Annotated in this window: 16 protein-coding genes; 8 read left to right on the top strand and 8 right to left on the bottom strand. The window is 31.1% G+C overall.

All coding sequences use genetic code 11. The features are described from left to right. A partial coding sequence (locus ACIQ06_RS07290) for a MopE-related protein (RefSeq protein WP_396144972.1) occupies positions 1-3,637 on the bottom strand: 3,637 nt, incomplete at its 3' end. Between the two features lie 598 nt (positions 3,638-4,235). Next, positions 4,236-5,651, bottom strand: coding sequence for a hypothetical protein (locus ACIQ06_RS07295; protein ID WP_396144974.1), 1,416 nt, complete (start codon positions 5,649-5,651; stop codon positions 4,236-4,238). A 193-nt stretch (positions 5,652-5,844) separates the two neighbouring features. Here ACIQ06_RS07295 and ACIQ06_RS07300 point away from each other — a divergent pair, with 193 nt between their 5' ends. Further along, positions 5,845-6,765 carry an ABC transporter ATP-binding protein gene (locus ACIQ06_RS07300; RefSeq protein ID WP_396144976.1) on the top strand — a complete coding sequence of 307 codons (921 nt, stop codon included), beginning with the start codon at positions 5,845-5,847 and terminating at the stop codon, positions 6,763-6,765. Between the two features lie 58 nt (positions 6,766-6,823). Here ACIQ06_RS07300 and ACIQ06_RS07305 read toward each other — a convergent pair whose 3' ends face one another. Beyond that, positions 6,824-9,232, bottom strand: coding sequence for a prolyl oligopeptidase family serine peptidase (locus ACIQ06_RS07305; protein ID WP_396144978.1), 2,409 nt, complete (start codon positions 9,230-9,232; stop codon positions 6,824-6,826). 151 nt (positions 9,233-9,383) lie between these two features. Between ACIQ06_RS07305 and ACIQ06_RS07310 the strand changes: the two genes are divergently transcribed. Continuing rightward, positions 9,384-10,643 carry a T9SS type A sorting domain-containing protein gene (locus tag ACIQ06_RS07310; protein ID WP_396144980.1) on the top strand — a complete coding sequence of 420 codons (1,260 nt, stop codon included), beginning with the start codon at positions 9,384-9,386 and terminating at the stop codon, positions 10,641-10,643. 315 nt (positions 10,644-10,958) lie between these two features. Here ACIQ06_RS07310 and ACIQ06_RS07315 read toward each other — a convergent pair whose 3' ends face one another. After that, positions 10,959-11,426, bottom strand: coding sequence for a hypothetical protein (locus tag ACIQ06_RS07315; RefSeq protein WP_396144983.1), 468 nt, complete (start codon positions 11,424-11,426; stop codon positions 10,959-10,961). Positions 11,427-11,555: 129 nt separating this feature from the next. Further along, complete coding sequence (locus ACIQ06_RS07320; RefSeq protein WP_396144986.1) at positions 11,556-11,819, bottom strand: hypothetical protein; 264 nt, start codon at positions 11,817-11,819, stop codon at positions 11,556-11,558. Positions 11,820-12,120: 301 nt separating this feature from the next. Between ACIQ06_RS07320 and ACIQ06_RS07325 the strand changes: the two genes are divergently transcribed. From ACIQ06_RS07325 to argS, 4 genes are all read left to right on the top strand, one after another. Continuing rightward, on the top strand, positions 12,121-12,453 hold the full coding sequence (locus ACIQ06_RS07325; RefSeq protein WP_298307712.1) for a YegP family protein: 333 nt from the start codon (positions 12,121-12,123) through the stop codon (positions 12,451-12,453). Between the two features lie 159 nt (positions 12,454-12,612). Then, positions 12,613-13,620 carry a beta-ketoacyl-ACP synthase III gene (locus ACIQ06_RS07330; protein ID WP_344815081.1) on the top strand — a complete coding sequence of 336 codons (1,008 nt, stop codon included), beginning with the start codon at positions 12,613-12,615 and terminating at the stop codon, positions 13,618-13,620. 3 nt (positions 13,621-13,623) lie between these two features. Further along, positions 13,624-13,968, top strand: coding sequence for a hypothetical protein (locus ACIQ06_RS07335; RefSeq protein WP_396144987.1), 345 nt, complete (start codon positions 13,624-13,626; stop codon positions 13,966-13,968). A 385-nt stretch (positions 13,969-14,353) separates the two neighbouring features. Continuing rightward, positions 14,354-16,129, top strand: coding sequence for an arginine--tRNA ligase (gene argS / locus ACIQ06_RS07340; protein WP_396144988.1), 1,776 nt, complete (start codon positions 14,354-14,356; stop codon positions 16,127-16,129). 9 nt (positions 16,130-16,138) lie between these two features. Here argS and ACIQ06_RS07345 read toward each other — a convergent pair whose 3' ends face one another. Genes ACIQ06_RS07345 through ACIQ06_RS07355 form a run of 3 tightly spaced genes read right to left on the bottom strand, consistent with a single transcriptional unit; the run spans position 16,139 to position 20,135 of the window. Then, on the bottom strand, positions 16,139-18,667 hold the full coding sequence (locus ACIQ06_RS07345; RefSeq protein WP_396144990.1) for a carboxypeptidase-like regulatory domain-containing protein: 2,529 nt from the start codon (positions 18,665-18,667) through the stop codon (positions 16,139-16,141). Next, on the bottom strand, positions 18,664-19,569 hold the full coding sequence (locus ACIQ06_RS07350) for a FecR family protein (protein ID WP_396144991.1): 906 nt from the start codon (positions 19,567-19,569) through the stop codon (positions 18,664-18,666). Before ACIQ06_RS07350 ends, ACIQ06_RS07345 begins: the two co-directional genes overlap by 4 nt. Before the next feature lie 44 nt (positions 19,570-19,613). Next, positions 19,614-20,135, bottom strand: coding sequence for an RNA polymerase sigma factor (locus ACIQ06_RS07355; protein ID WP_396144992.1), 522 nt, complete (start codon positions 20,133-20,135; stop codon positions 19,614-19,616). A gap of 110 nt (positions 20,136-20,245) precedes the next feature. On the opposite strand from ACIQ06_RS07355, the gene ACIQ06_RS07360 reads away from it, so the two are divergent. Continuing rightward, a complete protein-coding gene (locus tag ACIQ06_RS07360) occupies positions 20,246-21,286 on the top strand; it encodes a hypothetical protein (RefSeq protein WP_396144994.1) in 1,041 nt (346 codons plus the stop codon). A gap of 27 nt (positions 21,287-21,313) precedes the next feature. Next, positions 21,314-21,778 carry a hypothetical protein gene (locus ACIQ06_RS07365; RefSeq protein ID WP_396144996.1) on the top strand — a complete coding sequence of 155 codons (465 nt, stop codon included), beginning with the start codon at positions 21,314-21,316 and terminating at the stop codon, positions 21,776-21,778. Positions 21,779-21,814: the final 36 nt, after the last annotated feature.

The following is a 21,814-nucleotide window of genomic DNA, read 5'->3' on the forward strand; positions in this document are numbered from 1 at the left end:
ATTTACTGTATGGACCAAAGCTAGTCTCATTTGGTAACCTAACTGCTACTTGTACAGAATAAATGGCTCCGTTAGGAATTAATCCTGGGAAGTTGTTTAATGTAAAACGATTTAATGTGTTATCAAAGAACGTATCATAATCTACTCCGTTGTAAACTCTAAATCTGTAGGTAGTTGCACCATTAACTCCGTCTGCAATAATTAACTCTGAGTTACTTGTAACTTGATAATTATTACATTGAACCGATCTAACTTGTGTAGTTGGATGAGCTGGCGTATTGATATCACATGGTGTACCATAAGGTAAGAAGGTACCATCGGTATTTCTTAATGAAACTTCTACTCTATAAGTACTATCAAACAAGATACCTGACAATTGAGTCATATTAAATCTATTCATACCTTGAGTAGTTTCTTGAGAAGTTCCTGTTGGAACACCTGCAATTACTCTTGTAACTCTAAATCTATAAGCAGTAACACTAGAAACTGCTCCTGCATTTATCCATTGGTTCATAGCAGTTAAAGTACTTCCACATTGTGCTCCAATTGTTGAAACTGGATTTGGTGTGTTCAAATAACATGGAGCTCCAAAAAATGGTTGCCATACATTGTTGAATCGTACTGCAATTTCAAACATATATCTTGAGTTATAAGTCGTTCCTGGAACGTTAGCCAAAGAAATGTTATTTACTGGTCTGTCAATGGTAACTGATGCAGCAATTGGTAAATTAGTGTTCATATCCACTTTAGTGATTTTGAATCGGTATCCTTGAGCAAAATTTGTCCAGTTTGCAGTAACCGTTGAGAACCATCCTGCAAGAGTTGTACCACATGTTCCTGCTGGCAATGATCCTACAATTGGTGTACAATTGTTATCAATTATACCATTACAATCGTTATCGATTCCATCGTAACATATATCAACTGCACCTGGATTGATAGCAGCACTAGCATCGTTACAATCGCCACCTAATAATACATAGGTTGCACCAGGAGAAGTACAAGAAGTGACTAATGTTGAATCAGTTCCAAATCCATCTCCATCTGCATCATTATACCAATTTACTGGCAAACATAAAGTAGATAACGTTGCAATCGCTGGTACTGAGAATTGAGCCTCTGCAATATTATATTGATACAACCAGTACGTATAATTGGTACTAGGAGTAAGTCCAGAAATAACAAATCCAAAAGGAGCAACGCTGTTTCCATCGCCTGCATTGGATCCAAAAGTATATTCAGTAGCGGTTAATGGATTTGCAGGAGCAGAGATAGTTGGAGAATAAAATAATCTATAAACGATATTTCCATCTACGTTATTAGGACCACATGCTAAGAACGAGGTGGTAGGTGTTGGATTTTGCGCTACAAATCCTACCGGCTGCGCTGGTGGAGGAGGAAATGCAAAATTTACAGTATAAGTAAATTGAACAGAAGTATCTTCAGCAGTAACAACAACAGTTGCACTACCAGGTAAAGAAGTAGCTTGGTTTATAACAGCCACAGCTGCCGCATTACTTACAGTTGCAGATGTTATCTGAGGAATAATTGTTGTTCCAAAAGGTACAGTATAGGTATACGTTTGTGTTGAAGGACTAAAACCACTTACTGTAGCAGCATCTACTTGCAAATCACTTAAAGTTGCATCCGTACTTACACCAGGGTTTTTCCAAAAATAGATATTATCTAAATAGATGTCTGCAGGTGTAGTACTTCCTGGACCATTAGCAGCAAATTTCATTTGAAAAACGCTATCCCATGTCATCCCAGTAAAAGCAGCTTTAGGTATATCCACACTAACCCATTGTCCTTGATTTTGATTTATAGTAACTAAAGTCTCTGCTGCTCCAGTACCATTGTTAATAGGGCTTACTTGAATTATTGCATAAGACGATGGAGCATTTGTCCATAGGTCAACATGCAAAAATTCCATATCAGATAGGTTAGTAGCAGTAAGTTCAGTACCCTGGTAATTAAAATTAGCATAATGTAAAATAGTATTACCCGAACCTGGAACAGCCTCAAACGCTTGATTTAAAACGCCAAAACCTGATTGTCCCCAATTTGGATTATAATTTGTTGCTACATTAGAATATGTATTACTATATACTGAAACAACATTAGCAGGATTACGCGTAGGCACTGGTGCATTAGTTGTTGGTGGTATCAGCACTGGTGGTGCAGTTAATGTTGTATTAGACGCTATAGTAGGAAGGGAATATACACTAGTTGCAGTATTAAATTGATACAGCCAAAAAGTATAAGGTGTTGCCGGAGTAAGACCACCTATATTAAATCCAAAAGCATTAGTACCATTACCATCACCAGGAGTAGTTCCAAAAGCGTATTGCGTTGCCGTTAAAGGGTTTGCTGGAGCTGTGGCTGTTGGTGAATAGAATAATCTATAAACTATAGTTCCACCCAAATTGTTAGGGCCAACAGCTAGACGTATACTCGTTGAAGTTCTTGGGTCGGTTGCAACGAAGCCAACAGGTTGCGGTACGCTAGCTGCTGATGTAGTTGTAGCTGTTACTGCAGTTGGAGGAGAATATAAACCTAAAGTAGTATTGTATTGATACAACCAAAATGTATACGGTGTTCCTGAATTCAGACCGGTTAAAACAAATCCAAATGCACTAAGACCATTTCCATCTCCTGGCGTACTCCCAAAAGTATATTGAGTGGCAGTAGTAGGGTTTGCTGGAGCTGTGGCAGTTGGGGAATAAAACAATCTATAAACAACATCACCACTACCTGCATTATTTGGCCCACAAGCCAAAAACACACTAGAAGATGTTGGACTATTTACGACAAGTCCAACTGGTTGCGGTGGACTAAGAGAAATTACTTCAAAAGTTGCTGTAGTCGATGTTGCGGCAAATGTTCCATCAGAAACTTGAGATGCAGTAATGGTGCAAGTTCCACCAATACCTACCTGTACTTCATTTCCGTTAATAATGTTTGCTATAGCATTATTGCTACTTGAATACGTGAATGGACTCGTATTATTAGAAGTTGGAGGTGTTAAGAAAAAATTAGGGTCTCCAGCATTCTTAGTGGGTACGCTAAAAGTACCAACTGTTGCAGGAGGAAGTAAAGAAGGCTCTCGTATATTATCGACAAAAAATGTTCTTGGTGGAGTAGGACAAGTTGTTGGAGAAAAGAACTGTGTTCTGCCAACTTCCCAATAAGCATGAATCACAAAACCTGAGTAGGTACCAGAAGGACTAGCCGCTTGATTGTCTAATGAGGTATTAAATGTAAATGAAAGGGTTTGCCAAGTACCATCACCGTTGTGGGTAACAGGAGCTGCAGCTATAGCACCTCCAGTAGTAACTTTAGCTAAAAATGTGATAGGTGTACTTGAAAGTACGTCTATAGTCATTGTTTTGTTTACGGTCAAATTTATAGGGTTTGTTAAAAACAAATTTATCCCTTGCCATGGTTGACCTGTTGTATTACCATCAATTCTTAGGACTTGGCTGGTGTTGGATCCAGTTCCAGTTACTATTGTTGGTGCTGGCATCCCACCAAAAGGGCCGCCGTTAATCCCACCGGATTCAAATCCTTGTAGTAGGACTTGAGATTGTCCTAAAGAAAAAATCAGTAGGAATAATAATAAGAAGATTTTTTTCATAATTGTTTGATTTTGTTCAATTTCAAACTTACAAGTTAAATTTTCTCAATTAATAAAGTGTTAGTGTATAAAAACTATACGAAATTTGAAATGTTAAAAAAAACTATAAAAAATTAGATTATTATTCAGTTTCAACTATCATTGTTTAGATACTTATTCTTAACAATTAACCAATTATTATTATAATGTTGTACTAATGTATAGGTAAAATATCTTTAATCTTATGTTAATACAACGTTTGAGTTGTGTATTGTCTAAAAAAATAACAATAAAAATATCAATATTATAATTATTGTTATTGGGTTTTATTAATTATATAAAAATTTAAAAGAAAATATTTTTAAAACGCACCAATCTTTAGCATGCATAAAAGTAATATGTCACAACAATTATTTTGATAAGTTTTTGTTATGCAATTTTCTGTTTCCAAAATATTATCCAGAGTTATCATCTGAGAAAATTTTGACAAATAATGGATTGATGATGAAGATTTATAATTAGAAGTAAGTTTTTGCCAATCCAAATCCAGAAAGTTTATTGATTAAGCGGCAAGACCAATATCTTTTTTAGAAAAGTAATTCTCGTTTTTTTTTTTGACTTATTTTAACTGCTTAATCTCAAAATAACTTTTCCCAATATAAGCATCAATTGTTGAAGGTGCATTTCCATTAAAAATATATATTTCTAAATAATCACCAGGAATTAAGTTGATGGTACAGTTAATGATTCTTGAAATCAACTTGTCTCCATAATGATGTGAAGAAGTTTCTTGATATTCTACACCATTTTTATAAACGGCAATACCATAATATTCAGCATCTGATTTATTGAAAGTATGAAAACCGGCATTTACTTCATAATAGCCAGCTTTTGTTGCAGTAAATCTATTGTTAGTGGTGTTAAATTCAGAGTTGGTATCAAAAGCAATAGTATTAAAAGCGATTTTTTGCCAACCAGTTGATGCAACATTTTGATTTGCAGATAAATTAGTTCTTACTAACGATAAGCTATTTACTGAATTAGCCCAACTTGTTCCACCAGCGCCATCAGTTTGAAGAACTTGACCCACAGTTCCTCTTGATGTAGGAAACGAATAACCAGATGTGGCAGGATTGCCTACCTGAATTGTACCATTAGTTCTAACAATTCTATTATTGAATTCACCATAAATTAAAGCATTATCTATACTTGAGTCAGTTCCGTTTGCAGCAGTAGACATCTCAATATATAATTTATTACTTCCGGTTTCGTTATAACCAGCTTGATGTCCAATTGCAACATTATTAGTTCCAGTTGAATTTTGACGAAGTGATGCAAAACCAAGCGCGGTATTATTATTAGCATTAGCGCTTGTTAAAGCATTTCTTCCAAGAGCTACATTTTCATTTCCTGATGAATTAGAATATAAAGCGCCAACACCAATAACCGTATTAGTATTTCCAGTCAAGTTTGAAAACATGGATTGGTCACCAATAGAAACGTTTAATTGTCCTGTAGTATTGCCAGGCATAACATTGGTTCCGATAGCTGTATTTCGTATTCCTGTTCCGGCTGCATTTAAAGAATTTGCCCCAAATGAAGTATTCTTATTACCAGAAGCTATAGTAGGGTTTCCAATAAATCCGCTACGAATGTTATTTCTTCTTATCACTAAATCTACATCATCTGTAGTACCAATAAAATTAGTTGCTGAACTTGTTCCGCTATTACCAGAAATCGTCCAATTTGTATTATTTACTGTTGCTAATTGAACCCAAAGCGAACCATTCCAGTAATAATAACCGTTTGGCGCAAACCCTGAATTATAAACTAATAATGAAGTTGTTGGAGATGCTATAGTTGTTACATCGGAAGTACTTGTTAAGGACACTCTGGGAATAAGTAAACCTTTATTACTAGAAGTAATATCCAACATAGAAGTAGCATTGGGACTAACTGTTCCAATACCGACTTGAGCTTTAGAAATAAAACTGATTAAGAAAATACAAACAAATAATATTTTTTTAATTTCCATTGTTATTCAAATTATTTTGAAAAATATACATTCAACAATTGCAAAGGTTATTAAAAGAATTGGGGCTACAAATTTCACTAAATTATCTCATTAAATAAAATATTTTTTTTTCATTTAGCTAATTATCAAAACTTTATCGCAAATGGCGTAAATCACTGATAAAATGTATCAAATAAGTTGTTATTTTTGTAAAATGCTTAGAGTTCAAGACATAATTTTTTCTTATTCGAAAGAAGTTACCATTAAAAAAAGTGCTTTTTCAATCCATAAAGGTCATAATGTTTCTATAATTGGCGAGAGTGGTTGTGGAAAAAGTACGCTTCTAAAATTAATTTATGGTTTGCATGACTTGAACGACGGAAATATTTTTTGGAATGATATAGAAGTTTTAGGACCAAAATACAATTTGATTCCAGGCATGGATTTCATGAAATATCTCGCACAAGATTTTGATTTGATGCCTTACATTACAGTAGCTGAAAATGTTGGTAAATATTTGTCAAATATCGATTCTGAAAAAAAATGGAATAGGGTAAAGGAGCTTTTAGAAATTGTAGAAATGGAAGACTTTTTCGATATAAAAGCCAAAAATCTTAGTGGTGGTCAGATGCAAAGAGTTGCAATTGCTAGAGTTTTAGCCTTAGAGCCAGAAGTTTTATTGCTTGACGAACCTTTTAGTCACATCGATAACTTTAGAAAAAACAGTTTGCGAAGAAAATTATTCGCCTATCTAAAGGAAAAACAAATTACTTGTGTAACAGCGACTCATGATAGCACTGATGTTCTTTCATTTGCCGATGAAGTTTTAATAATGAAAAATGGAGAAATCATTGAAAGTGGAACTCCAAAAGCAATTTTTGAAAATCCAAAATCTAAATATATTGCCTCACTTTTTGGAGATGTGAATGAAATTAATATTGATGGTAAATTACAATACATTTACCCACATCAAATTAAAGTTGTAGAAAATTCTGATATAAAAGTTGAGGTTTTAAACTCCTATTTCAGAGGAAGTCATTACTTGATTGAAGCAAAATTGGATAACGAAATTCTATTTTTCGAACACAATTCAGAGATTCCCAAAACAACACAAGTATATTTAAAAATAAAATAGACCTTCAAATTTACTTCAAAGGTCTATTAACTATTCACTTATTACTAATCACTCTTCACTAATTCTTCAAATACTTCTCTAAAAACTGATCTTGTTCCCAAAGTAGGTGAAAGATATTTTCTTTAGCAGCATATCCGTGTGATTCTTTTGGTAATAAAACCAATCTTGCTGGCGCACCAAGTCCTTTAAGAGCTTGAAAATAACGTTCAGATTGTAAAGTAAAAGTACCAGGATTATTATCGGCATCACCATGAACTAAAAGTAAAGGCGTTTTCATTTTATCTGCATTCATAAAAGGAGACATTCCGTTGTAAATTGTAGGTACATCCCAGTAATTACGTTGCTCACTTTGAAATCCAAAAGGCGTTAAAGTTCTGTTGTATGCTCCACTTCTTGCAATTCCACAAGCAAATAAATTAGAATGTGATAATAAATTAGCAGTCATAAAAGCTCCATATGAATGCCCGCCAACTGCAACTTTTTTACGATTGATATATCCTAAATTATCTACTGCATTTATTGCAGCTTCTGCGTCATCAACCAATTGCGTTATAAAAGTGTCATTTGGTTCTGTAGTTCCTTCACCAATGATAGGAAAAGAAGCATCATCAAGAACAGCATAACCTTTAGTTACCCAATAAACAAACGAACCATAGTTTGGAAATGTAAATTCATTTGGATTTTTATCATTTTGTCCTGCTGAGTTTTTGTCTTTAAATTCTGCTGGATAAGCCCAAATCAATAAAGGTAATTTTTCTTTTTTAGTTCTGTCGTAACCTGCTGGTAAATATAAAGTTCCAGACAAATCAACGCCATCTTTTCTTTTGTATTTAATTACTTCTTTATAAACATTTTTAATGCTTTCAAATGGATTTTTAAAAGCTGTAATTGGTGTTAGTTTACCAGATTTAATGTTTCTAAAATAGTAATTAGGATAATCATTTTTAGATTGCATCATCACTAAAACATCACCTTTTTTATAATCTTCAATAGACATCAAATCTTCTTTTTTGTCCATTATTTTTGAAGTGTAAAGACGTTTTGTTTTTAATGTTTTCAAATTCAATTCATCAATGAAAGGAAATTGACCTTCTTTAGTATGTCCGTCACCAATTAAATAAGCATTGCCATTTTCGGTTGCGATTACATATCTTCCAAATTCATTCTTTTTGGTTTCAAAATTTCCTGGATCTGAATAGATGTCTTGCGAGTTTCTATCCGAAATTACTTTTGGAGTTTCATTTGGATTAGATGGATTTAATAAATAGGTTTTAGCATTTCTTGTATCATACCAACTGTCATAAGCTATTGCAAAAGTGTCATTTCCCCAATTGATTCCGCCAAAGCGTTGTTGCGTCTTCATCATAGAAGTTGGTGCCGAATTGAAAGGCGCATTCCATTGAAAAACTTCGTCTCTATAATCTACTTTTTTAGCTTGATCACCTTCATCAAGAGCTTCTACATAAACTAAAGTTGCCGGTTTGTCTGCTCTCCAACTCATGCTTCTTTTTCCTTTTCTTACAGAAGAGAAACCTTTTGGCATAATTTCCGTTAAAGGTACTTCATTTACTTGTTTGATTTCTTTTCCATTCAAATCATAAACTACAGATTTTTGTGGAAAACGACTCAATGGGACTATATAAGAATAAGGTTTTTGAATTGTAGTAATCATCAAATAATTTCCATCAGGTGAAAAACTTTCTCCAGCATAAATGTCTGCTGGTTTGAATAAAGTTGAAGCTCCAGAAATCGTTACTTTATATAATTCTGATGTTACTAAAGCATCAAAATTAGCTTCGTCATTTTTGTTTTTCAACAAATCTTGATAGGTTCTATTTTGTGATTTTGAACCATCACTCATAGAAACGGTTGGTCCTTTTGGTAAATCTTTTTTCTCATTGATTAAAGCCGGACGATTTTTTGGCAAAACTTTCACCAATAACGTCTGATTGTCATTCATCCAACTATAAGGACTTCCTAAATTGGCATTCAAATTGTCTGATGTTATTTTTTTTGCCGAAGCTGTTGCTACATCAATTATCCAAAGTTCAACTCCAGAATTCGTAGTATTCGTAAATGCAATTTTCTTTTCGTCTGGCGACCAAGAAATGTTGGTTAGTCTCGCATTTTGAGGAAGACCTGATACTTGAGTTTCATCTTTAGCAGCAATTTTTCTGATTTTTAAATTGCTGATATACGTAACAGTACTCGAAATATTAGTTACAGGATTAATACGTAAACCACCCAAACGCATTTCTTCTTGATTTAAATCGTCAAGCGTTTTGTAAGTATTTCTGTAACTTAAAAGCATGTATTCTTTTTTAGAATCCATACTTACAGATGGTGCTCTTTCATAATCGGCAAGAGCTAAAATCTCTGCTGAAGGCTTTTGGTAACTCAGATTTTCTTGAGCAAAAGTGAAGCTAATAACTCCCAAAAACAATAATGCAATAAATCGTAATTTCATAAAGTTTAGTTTTAGTGAAAATTTATTGGACTAAAGTAAAACAAACTTGTTACATAATTGTTTTGGTTTGTGTTAAAAATATCCTTAAAAAAAGTTATCAATTTTAAGCTACAGCCAATTAATTTTATAATTTTATGCAAAATATTGATTGATGAAAAAATTCTACTTTTTATTGCTGATTTCTTCGTTTGCTTCGGCGCAATTAACATGGTCACCACTTCCAAATGCTGCTGTGAACACCAACGGACAACGATTTGATGATGTTTTCTTTTTGAATGAAAATTTAGGTTGGGCAGCTAATGGATTTTATGCTGCAGTATACAAAACAACCGATGGTGGTTTAAATTGGAATCTACAAACCAATAATGCCCTACTTGGTAGCAGTCATTATTTTAGAAATATCGAGTTTCTTGACGCCAATATTGGTTTTTTAGGAAGTTTGAATGGTAAATTTTACAAAACTCTTGATGGTGGTGCCACATGGAATTTGGTTACCATAACCCCAAATCCAGCTGCTATTTGTGGATTGGATTGTGTTGGAACTTCAACAATTTATGGCTGTGGAGCTTATTTTTCTCCGGCATACATTATAAAATCTACCGATAGTGGTGCTACGTGGCAATATATTGATATGAGTGCTCACGCAAATACACTAGTAGAAGTATTATTTTTAGATGAAAATACAGGTTATGCGGCCGGAAATAATGCTACTGGAGCAGTAATCTTAAAAACTACTAATGGGGGAACAACATGGTCAATTCTTTACAATGGCTCTATTCCAGGTGAATATGTTTGGAAATTACAAACCTTACACAATAATACCAATGTAATTTTTGGTGCTGTTTCTTCAGTCGCTCCAAATAATGGAAAATTAATAAAATCTATTGATAATGGTGCTACTTGGACAACAAAAGTTGCTCCAGAAGTAGATGTTCAAGCAGTTGGTTTTGTAGATGAAAATCATGGTTGGATGGGTGGTCAGGCCACGGGTTTTTACGAAACTATCAATGGTGGCGATACTTGGACAAACACTACGGTTGGAAGTAACTTGAATCGAATTTTTATTTTAAATAATGATTTGGCTTATGCTTGTGGAACTACAATTTACAAAATGACTAATAATTTAGCAGTCAATCAATTTCAAGAGCAAGCTAGAATACCATTAATCGTTAGGGTTGCACCAAACCCAATAAAAGACAAATTGAATTTAGAAATTGATTTTAAAGGTGTAGATCATTTAATGTTAGGATTATACTCCAATACAGGACAACTTATAAAACAACTAAAACTTGATGAAATTGAAGGCGCTATAACCAAAAAGTACACTTTTGATTTTCCTTATCCTGCAGGAATCTATTTCATCAATTTGCACACTAATACTGGAAGACAGTCGGTTAAAGTAGTGAAGTAGTAAAAAGATTGCAGATTTATTTGTTTTTAAATATAGTTATTCCGCAAAGTCGGGTTTTAAATTATTTACATGCTCTAACTATCAATACAATACCCCACATTATTAGTATAAAACCTGCATTCTGAATTCGAGAAAAATATAAGCCTTGCTTTTTTATTTTAATTGATTGTTGATAGTATACTATCAACAAAATCCCTAGAATAGTAAGACTTAAGCCTAAAACAATGTTATAAAAATCCATTTTTTTTCTTTTCTTCTATAGTACTTTTTGTACCAGTAAATACAGTATTAATAATTTATTTTTTGCTTTTATGATTAATTGCGCTGAGGTTTTTTCTCGTAATAAGGAATAAATTCTTGAATATAGCAAGCCTTATCTGTCCTAAAAAGACCTCTTTCAAAGGCTAATTTGTGTAATTTTTGCAATTTTTTAAATCTTTTTTTTCGAAGTCTATCCACTTTTCTTAGACTTATAAAATCATGAGTTCCGCTTGAAATCATAATAATTTCAACTTCTTTACAATTATCTGTAAGTTCTATATTTGAAGGCTCCAAACCAATAAATCTAAATGATAATTTATTTTCGGAATCAGGAATTACAATTTCAAAAAAACCATTCATATCTGTTTTACCAATTTCAACATTAAGATTATTCAAAATTGAGGTCATTGGCATAAACTCAAATTGTTCATTAATTATTCTTCCTTTAATTGTTTTACTCTGACAATGGAGATTACAAATTGAAAAATAGAGTACAATACATTTGATTAATATTTTTTTCATTTTGCTTTTTTCATTTTGAATTTTACTAACCAAGCTCCACAAAGAGTTCTTTCTAACACTGCGCTGCGAAATGTCGCTGGGATTTATTTGTTAAATACTTTACATTACAATTTTACTGAATAGATTTTTTTAATTTGAAATTGCTAGAATAAAAAAAATTATCGCCATTAAAATAATTCCTAAACCTATAGCTATAAAAAATTTAGGATAATCATATGTTAATATTTTAAATGCATCAGAAAAATACTCCAAGGTATTACCTCTTTTTATGCCATATTCAGGTCTTTTCTTATTCTTATTTATTTTATTATACATGATTAGACCGATTAACAAAAATGATAATCCTATTGGTAAGCCATATATAACTCTTTCAAAGTATTCAGTTGTACTCATTTAATGGTTTATTTGCCTTTTTATATGCTACATCAAATATATTAAAAAAAATAGCAAAGTCAGGAGATATTTATGACTCTTTAAAACAAGAACTTTTGATAAATCATTTATTTCTGTTGGACTTTTTAAGGAGTTTGTTTTTTAATATCAAATGAATCTATTTCATCAATCTGTACACTAATACTGGAAGACAGTCGGTTAAAGTAGTGAAGTAGTAAAAATAAGACAGATGTTATTTGTTTATTTTAAAAAAAACTTTTAATTTTATTAAAATTTTAAATAAAAAACTAAAACATAAATCATGGGAAAATTTGTAATCACAACAAGAAAAAATGGTGAGTTTCAATTCAATTTAAAAGCAGGAAATGGGCAAACTATTCTTGCAAGTGAAGGTTATACTACAAAAGCAGCATGCTTAAATGGTATAGAATCGGTTAGAAAAAATTCGCAAGACGATGGCCGTTTTGATAGATTGGAAGCTAAAAGCGGACAACCTTATTTCAATTTGAAAGCTGGTAATGGTCAAATCATTGGAAACAGTGAAATGTACGAAAGTGTAGCTTCAAGAGATAACGGAATTGAATCAGTAAAGAAAAATGCACCAGATGCAACTGTTGATGATCAATCGGCATAATCAATTTTGAAAAATAAATAAAAAACCAGTTTTACGACTGGTTTTTTTGTTTTATAATGGTTTATTAAACTATTAAATTCAAAATTTATAGCGATAAATGATGTGCTTTTTTAAAAGATGACTAAATTTGTGTTACTAAAATTGATAAAACGATAATACATGTATAATTCCAAAATAATAGGTTTAGGATATTATGTTCCTGATAATGTGGTTACTAATGATGATTTGTCTAAAATTATGGACACCACAGACGAGTGGATTCAAGAACGCACTGGTATAAAAGAACGTCGTCACATAGTAAGAGGTGAGGATACGACAACTTCTATGGGAGTAAAAGCTGCAAAGATTGCTATTGAACGTTCTGGTGTTGCCAATGATGACATTGATTTCATAGTTTTTGCAACAATTTCACCAGATTATTATTTTCCTGGACCAGGAGTTGCATTGCAACAAGAATTAGGATTGAAAACAGTTGGAGCTTTAGATATTAGAAATCAATGTTCTGGATTTATCTATGCACTTTCTGTTGCCGATCAATTTATTAAAACTGGAATGTATAAAAATATCCTTGTGGTAGCTTCAGAAGTACAATCACTTGGTTTAGACATGACCGATAGAGGTCGTGGTGTTTCAGTTATTTTTGGAGATGGAGCAGGAGCAGCAATGGTATCAAGAGAGGTAGATACTACCAAAGGAATTCTTTCTACACATTTACATTCTGAAGGTCAACATGCAAAGGAATTGGCAGTTTTAGCACCAGGAATGGGCGGAAGATGGATTACAGATATCATTGCCGATAACAATCCAGATGACGAAAGTTACTTTCCACATATGAACGGTCAATTTGTGTTTAAAAATGCTGTAGTTCGTTTTAGCGAAGTTATCAATGAAGGTTTGCAAGCCAATAATCTTCAAGTTTCTGATATAGATATGTTGATTCCGCATCAAGCTAATTTGAGAATTTCTCAATTCATTCAGCAAAAGTTTAAATTGACTGACGACCAAGTGTTTAACAACATTCAGAAATACGGAAATACAACCGCTGCGTCTATTCCAATTGCGCTTACTGAAGCATGGGAATTAGGTAAAATAAAAGATGGTGATACTGTTGTTTTAGCAGCTTTTGGTAGCGGATTTACTTGGGCAAGTGCCATAATTAAATGGTAGAAAATGATTTTTTTACTGATATTAATCTGCCCAATACTTCTAGGTTATTACATTGATAAATTATTTTTTTCAGAAAAAAACGAAGAATCAAATATTTCGTATTGGATTTTATTAGTTATCAATTTTTCGGCAATTTGCTATGCAATTTATGAGTTAGGTTACTCTGTTGAAGGAGCTATTGCTAGAGGTATAGTAGGATTATTAAGTTTTATAATTTTTCTTGTTGGAATTCCAAAAATTTTCAAATTAAAAAATAGTTCTACAGAAACTAAATTAAAAATAGCTATTACATTAATAGTTTTATTAATTATTGGTTTTGGATTGTGTACATCAGAAGGATTATTCTAAATGATTTTGAAATAAAATAAAAACCCCGATTTGCACTTCGGGGTTTTTTAGTTCAAATGCATTACAATTTGAATCATAAAAGCTGTTTTCTGTTGGGGCAAAAAAGGCGCTTAATTTATTAATGTATTTAGTTAGGTTTTTGTTTCAATAAAAGTAACATCATTAGATGAATTTTATTTAGCCCGATAAATATTATACAAAAAACGATAAAAAGCAAATAAAATCGTTTAAATATATATTTTTTATTTATTTGTATTTATATTCTTATATTTTATGTAAATTTAATTCTACAATAAAACAATTCAAAAAATAGTTATCCTACTCAAATTTTATAAAAACTTTTTCCAATTATATTCTATCTTTGCAACCTCAAAAAATAATAAAAATGACTTTACAACAAATCTTAACTCCAGCCATTATTGAAGCCGTTCAAAAACAGTTTGATATCACTATCGACAAAATTGAATTTCAGGCTACGAGGAAAGATTTTGAAGGCGATATTACTATGGTAATTTTTCCGCTATTGAAAGTTATTAAAGGCAATCCTGTAGAAATTGGAACCAAAATTGGAACTCATTTAGTTGAAAATTTAGCCGAAGTTGAAAAGTTCAATGTAGTTGCCGGATTTTTAAATATTGTAATTTCTGATGCATTCTATCTTACTTTTTTTAACGGAATAAAAGATAATAGTTCTTATGGATTTGTTGAAGCTTCATCAAGTTCAAAAGCGGTTATGGTGGAATATTCTTCGCCAAATACCAACAAGCCTTTGCACCTTGGTCACGTTCGTAATAATTTATTAGGATATTCAGTTGCCGAAATCATTAAAGCTTCAGGAAAGAAGGTATACAAAACTCAAATCATCAACGATAGAGGAATTCACATTTGTAAATCGATGTTGGCTTGGCAGAAATATGGTAACGGACAAACTCCAGAAACTTCAGGTTTAAAAGGAGATAAGTTGGTTGGAAATTTTTATGTTGCTTTTGATAAAGAGTATAAAGTTCAAATCAATGAGCTAATGGCTCAAGGAAAGACAGAAGAAGAAGCTAAAAAACAAGCACCAATTATTTTAGAGGCACAACAAATGCTTTTAGATTGGGAAGCAGGAAAACCAGAAGTTATTGAGCTTTGGAAAACTATGAACCAATGGGTTTATGATGGTTTTGCTCAAACGTATAAAAGTTTAGGTGTTGATTTTGATAGTTATTATTATGAATCAAATACCTATTTGTTAGGAAAAGAAGTAGTTCAATTTGGTTTAGAAAAAGGAATTTTCGAAAAAGATCCTGATGGTTCGGTTTGGATTGATTTAACACCAGATGGATTGGACAGAAAAATCGTGCTTCGTTCAGACGGAACTGCAGTGTATATGACTCAAGATATTGGAACTGCAATTCAGCGTGTAAAAGATTTTCCAGATGTTGGAGGTATGGTTTACACTGTTGGAAATGAGCAAGATTATCATTTTAAAGTCTTGTTCTTAATCCTTAAAAAACTTGGTTTTGATTGGGCTGATAGTTTGTATCATTTATCTTATGGAATGGTAGAATTGCCTTCTGGAAAAATGAAATCTAGAGAAGGAACTGTAGTTGATGCCGATGATTTAATGGAAGAAATGACTACAACAGCCAAATCAATTTCGGAAGAATTAGGAAAATTAGCTGGTTATTCTGAGGAAGAGAAAGCTAAATTGTATAGAACAATTGGTCTTGGAGCCTTAAAATATTACATGCTAAAAGTAGATCCGAAAAAGCAAATGATGTTCAATCCAGAAGAATCAGTTGATTTTGCAGGAAATACTGGTCCATTTATTCAATATACTTATGCTCGTATTCAATCGATTTTGCGTAAAGCAGAATTTGATACAACGATGTCTGTTTCAATTGAATTGCATCCAAAAGAAAAAGAGCTACTTAAACAAATTGCACTTTTCCCAGAAACTATTCAAGATGCAGCTCGTAATCATAGTCCGGCTTTAATAGCCAATTATACTTATGAATTGGTAAAAGAATTCAATTCGTTTTATCAAAATGTATCTATACTTGGAGAAGAAAATCAAGATAAAAAAGTATTCAGAGTTCAACTATCTAAGAAAGTTGCCGATACTATAAAATCAGCCTTTCAATTATTAGGAATTGAAGTTCCTGAGAGAATGTAATCAATTTTATTAGAAATTCAGTCTAACTAACAAATTTGGAGTTCTTTCAATTGAAAAAATATTTACTTTTTCAATAGAATTACTGTTTTGATTAATTCTGAAGTATTCATTGATTACGTTTCTATTATTTAGAATGTTTTGTATAGAAGCACCAACTACAAGATTGATTTTTTTGTTTATTGTAATGCTATAATTTGATGATATATTTAGTTGTAAATAATCATTTAATCTACTAGAATTTGGTGAATCAAAAACGATTTCGCCATTTTTTATAGTATTATTGGTTGGTAAAGTTGTTGGTTTCCCTGAATGCCATCGACCACCAAAAGCTACTTTTATTTTTTTATAGTCATAAATTATGCCACCATTAAGTTGATGTCTGTTCTCAAAATTGTTTGAAAATGTTGGTGGAACATAATCATTAAAAGTATAATCATTGATGGTATAGCAATAGGTAAGCCATGAAACTAAATGATTAAATTGTTTTTGAATCAATACTTCGCTTCCAATCGCATTGTATTCGCCATTTATTTTTATAAATTCTAATTGATTTTGAAAGCTTTGACCTTGTGAAGTGATTCCTGTGGCTTTTTTATAAAAATTTTCAATTGATAGTAACCAATTTTTCTTTTTGAAAGTCAATCCTATAGAAACTTGATTACTCTTGATGATTGGTACATCTTCATTATTTGATAATATCCATCTTCTTTTTTCAATTCCTAAAAAATCTTGATGTAAGTCAATTATTTGAGAGCTAGTTTGGTTTTTAATTTCTGCTAAAAAATCAATTTGAAACGTCGTATTTATTGGATAATTTACCTGAACTCTAGGTTCAAAAATAAACTTACTAAATTGAGAAATGTAATTCTGACGAAAACCTAAAGAGGAATTAAAGCCACTGTTTTTTGATTTATAATTTAGTTCACCAATTAATGCATGAATGTGTAATACATCTTTTATTCTTCTGGAAAATAAAGGTGAATTTACTTTGTCATAGTTACCAATTCCAATTTCATTAAATTGATAACCATTGTTAAATGTAATTTTATCGTTTATTGTATGTGTATTTCGTAGTTGTATTTTAAAATCTAGGACACTATTTTCTTGATTAGAAATCTGGTTGCTACTTATAGACTGATTTTCAGATTTGATATCATAATAAGATACATATGAAACTATTTTTGAACTATTTTTTTTATTCCATTTAGTTTCCAATTCAACACTTCCAGCGTAAGAATGTTGATTTAAAACATTATTTCTAATAGTTTTAATATTGTTTTGAAATCTATCTTGATCTACATCCAATTGATTAGAGATGGCAATAAGATTTACTCTAAGATTTGTTTTTTTCTTTATCTTTTGATTAAATGAAACAGTTCCATCAAAAAAGTAAAAATTCACATTCGACTTATAGTCAACATTTTGGTTTTCTGAAAGATTGGTTACAACTGTGTTTTGAAAAATTCTATTATAATAACTTTTGTATGTTGGAGAGTTAAATAAATCAGTAAATGAGCGTCTTCCACTTATTTGTAACGATGAATTTTTAGATGTTTTTAATGTTGTGTTAAAATCAAAATTTATCATGTTTGATCCAAATGATGAATTGCTTTCTTTTGAATTTGTCGATGTAGATATATCAACTACACTTGAAACACTTTCACTATAAAATGCTGAAGTACCATTTTTACTGATACTTATTTTTTGTCCTAAGTTTGGATTTAAAACCGAAATTAAACCATAAAAATGACCAGTTTGAAATAAGCGGATTCCATTCCAAAGAAATAGATTTTGGTCATGAGTTCCACCTCTCACATTAATATTAGAAACCGTTTCATCAACGCTTAATATTCCTGGTAATTGTTGCATAGTTTGAAAAACGTCTGCTTCAACTAAGCCAGGCAATAATCCAAATTTCTGTGGTTTTATTTCAAAAGTACCATTTGTTTTTTTTGAAATTCCTTTGGTTAAATATATAGGAGTTATAACTTCATCAAGCTGATTTATAACATTTTTTAGTTTTATTTTTGGACAATTCTCTTTATACAACTCTAAAGCAGTAATAACAATTTTCTCATAATTTACATGAGTGATTTCTATTTGATTTGGAGATTTTTGATTGAGTTCAAAATATCCTTTTTCATCACTTGTTGTATTGTAAGGTGTGTCTTTTATATGAATATTTGCATAAGCAATAGGCTGATTATCATTATAATCGATTAGATAACCGCACAATGGTTTGTCAAGATTTTTATTGTTAATAACTGATATTTGTGTTGCAGTAATTATTTTGAATTCTAATTTTGTTTTAGATTCTAGGTAATCAAGTTTTTCAATTAAAGTAAGTTTTTTATCAGGTGGAATTATTTTAAAAATTGAAATTTCATCTTCAAGGTAATTAAAATTTACAAAATGCTGTTTTGCTATCTTTTCTAAAACTGTTTTAAGCAAAACTGTTTTGTCTTTGTTCTGAGCATTTAAGTTCAAAGCAAAGACAAAAAATAAGATTAAAGAGTAAATACCTTTTTTTAATTTCACTTTATTTCTTCAAAAGTATAATTCGATTTTTCTGTTTTTGAATATTTTAAATGATAGATTGAGGTAATGGTTTGTAAAGCAACATCTAGATTGTTAGTAGGTAATTTTCCAGTAAATAGTTGCTTGTTTTCAATTTCTTTTTGGTTAATTGAAATGTTATATTGTCTTTGTATTTCGTCTAAAACATTTGACAAACTTTCTTTATTAAAATTAATTTCAGAAGAAGTCCATGATGGTTTTGTTTCAGAAACATTTTCAAAAAGAATTTTGTTGTTATTTTCAAAGGCAACAGTTTGTCCTTTGGTTAAAATCACTTCTTGTTTATTGTAATTTACTTTTACTCTTCCTTCAAAACAAGTAACATCAAAACGATTTTTTCGAGCTTTTACATCAAATTGAGTTCCAAGAACACTTACAGTTCCTAAATCGGTTTTAACTTCAAATTTTTTGCCTTTTGCAACCTTGAAATATGCTTCTCCTTTTAGATTTAAATTTCTATTGGAATCCCAGTTCCATTTTTTATAACTTATTTCCGATCCAGAATTTAAAACAACTTCTGAATTATCAGGTAAAGAAAATGTTGTTTTTAAACCATTAGCTGCAATTTCATTAGTTGCAGAAAAAGTATTGTAGCTAAAATATAATCCCAATCCAATTACCAATACTGCAGCAATTCTTAAAAACCAATTTTGTTTCAAAGGAATTACTTTTGGCGCTTGATTCTTAGATGCAATAACCTTAGATAGTAGCTTCTCTTCATCAAAGTTAGTGGTTTCTAAATCTGATGAATAAAGTTTAATTTTTTGGTACAAATGGTAATCCGATTCTGATTGAAATTCTTTCAACTCTTCATCAGTCATCTCATCATTCAACCACTTCGCTAATTTGTAATTTTCTTCCATAATCTTCTTTCACTTATGTAAAAACAAAATAAAGTTATTTTACCCTACTTAAAATTTTTAAATTCTTTTCTTAATTCTAACAAAGCAATGTGAATACGTTTTTCAACTGCTTTAACACTTATATTTAATTCTTCAGCAATTTCAGCATATTTCTTTCCGTCAATGCGGTGCATCAAAAAAGCTACTCTTTGAGTTTCATTTAAATTTTCAATTGCAGTAAGAAGTTTATCTTTAAATTGTTTTTCTTCTAATAAAAATTCAGGACTTTCATTAGAACGGTCGTTTGAAGTATTAGTTTTTTGGTAATTAAGTTTTACTTTTTGATGTGCAATTACATTCAATGATGAATTATTAGCAATTGTGTATATGTATGATTTTGCTTTTTCTAGAGGAACATCTTTACAATTTTGCCATAATTTAATAAAAGCTTCTTGAGCAATATCTTCGGCTTGTTCTTCATTACCATATTTATAAGTCAGAAAATTGCGTAACGATTTTATATGATTTTTAAAAAAATGTGAAAATACATTTTCCTGGCAAGTTTCTGAAATTGTATAATTAGACATGATTGTTTTAATGTTTTTTTGTAAAAATAAAATAATTTTTTTAATGTGGTAGGGTAAATTTGTTTTACTTTGTTATTACATTATTAGGAATCAAAAAAAGCATAAGGTTTATGAAAGAATTTAAAATTTTAATTTTGTTTCTCTTCATTTCTTTGTTTACCTCTTGTCAAAAAGAAGAAGAAGAAATAATAGATGATTCTCAGAATCCTGCTCCGGCCAATTTGGTTGTGGGAACTCCGTTAGTAAATTTGTTAGCTAGGACTTCTCAATTTCCTACAGGAATTGATAATGTTTTAGATAACTCAAGTTGCTTTTATGTACAATTACCAGTTACTATAACTGTAAATTCGCAAAATGTTACTGTTTCAAATCAAAGTGATTATCAAACGGTTCAAAACATCAAAGACGCAAGCTCATTGGATAATGATATTGTTTTTTTTACATATCCAATCACTATAAAATTTCAAGATTTTACTTCCAAAGTTATTAATTCTTTGGGTGAATTAAATAATGAAATTAATGATTGTGATGATGATGATGATCTTGACGAAATCGATTGTATTACAATAAATTATCCTATTTCAATAAACATTTACAATACTGATAATCAAATTGCAAACACAATTACTCTTCAAAATAATTCACAATTTTTTAATTTTATTGATAACTTGTCTTCTTCTGTTATTGCAGCAATAGTCTATCCAATATCAGTTACAGATTCAAATGGGAATAATGTAGTTGTAAATAGTAATTCTCAATTAGAAACCTTGATTGATGATTCTATAGATGATTGTAACTCTGGTTCTGGTGGCCCAAATCTTGTTTTTTCATCTGTTGTAAGTTCTGGCACATGGAGAATAACTTATTTCTATGATGATGGAGATGAAACTTCTGATTATGCCGGATATAATTTTACTTTCAATACCAATGGAACATCGATAGCTACAAAAAATTCAACTTCAATAAATGGAACTTGGTCAACTTATCTTGATAGTGGAAATACAATATTCGACTTGTTGTTTAATGGAGATACTTTAGATGAAATTGAAGATGATTGGAGAGTTGTAGAATTTTCTTCAACTATCATAAGACTTAAAGATTCAAGCGGAGGAAGTAACGATACTGATTACTTGAATTTTACTAAAAATTAACCAAATAAATATTTAAAAAAGAACTTTATGAAAACACTAAAATTAATACCAATCCTACTTTGCATTTTTATGCTAAACGTTGCTTCTATGTGCAGTAACGATGACAATAATTCAAATTCACCTGCTGATCCAACTCCTGTAATAAATACAGTTAATCAAGGAACATGGAGAATAACTCTTTACAACGATTCTGGAACAATTAAGACCTCAAATTTTACTGGATATAACTTCACTTTTGGAACAGGAAGTGCTTTAACAGCATCTAATGGTTCTAATACTTACAACGGAACTTGGTCAGTAACTTCAGGTGATAGTAATAATGATAATCCAAGTAATGATTTAGATTTTAATATCGGATTTTCTACTCCAGCCAATTTTGCAGACCTTACTGATGATTGGGATATTGTAACCTACACTGCTTCAAAAATCGAATTAAGAGATGTTAGCGGTGGAAATGGAGGAACTGATTTATTAACTTTTGAAAAAAATTAATACTATCTAAATAGAATCCTAAATATTGTTTAAAAA

It is taken from the genome of Flavobacterium sp. (assembly GCF_044341265.1).
Lineage (GTDB): Bacteria > Bacteroidota > Bacteroidia > Flavobacteriales > Flavobacteriaceae > Flavobacterium.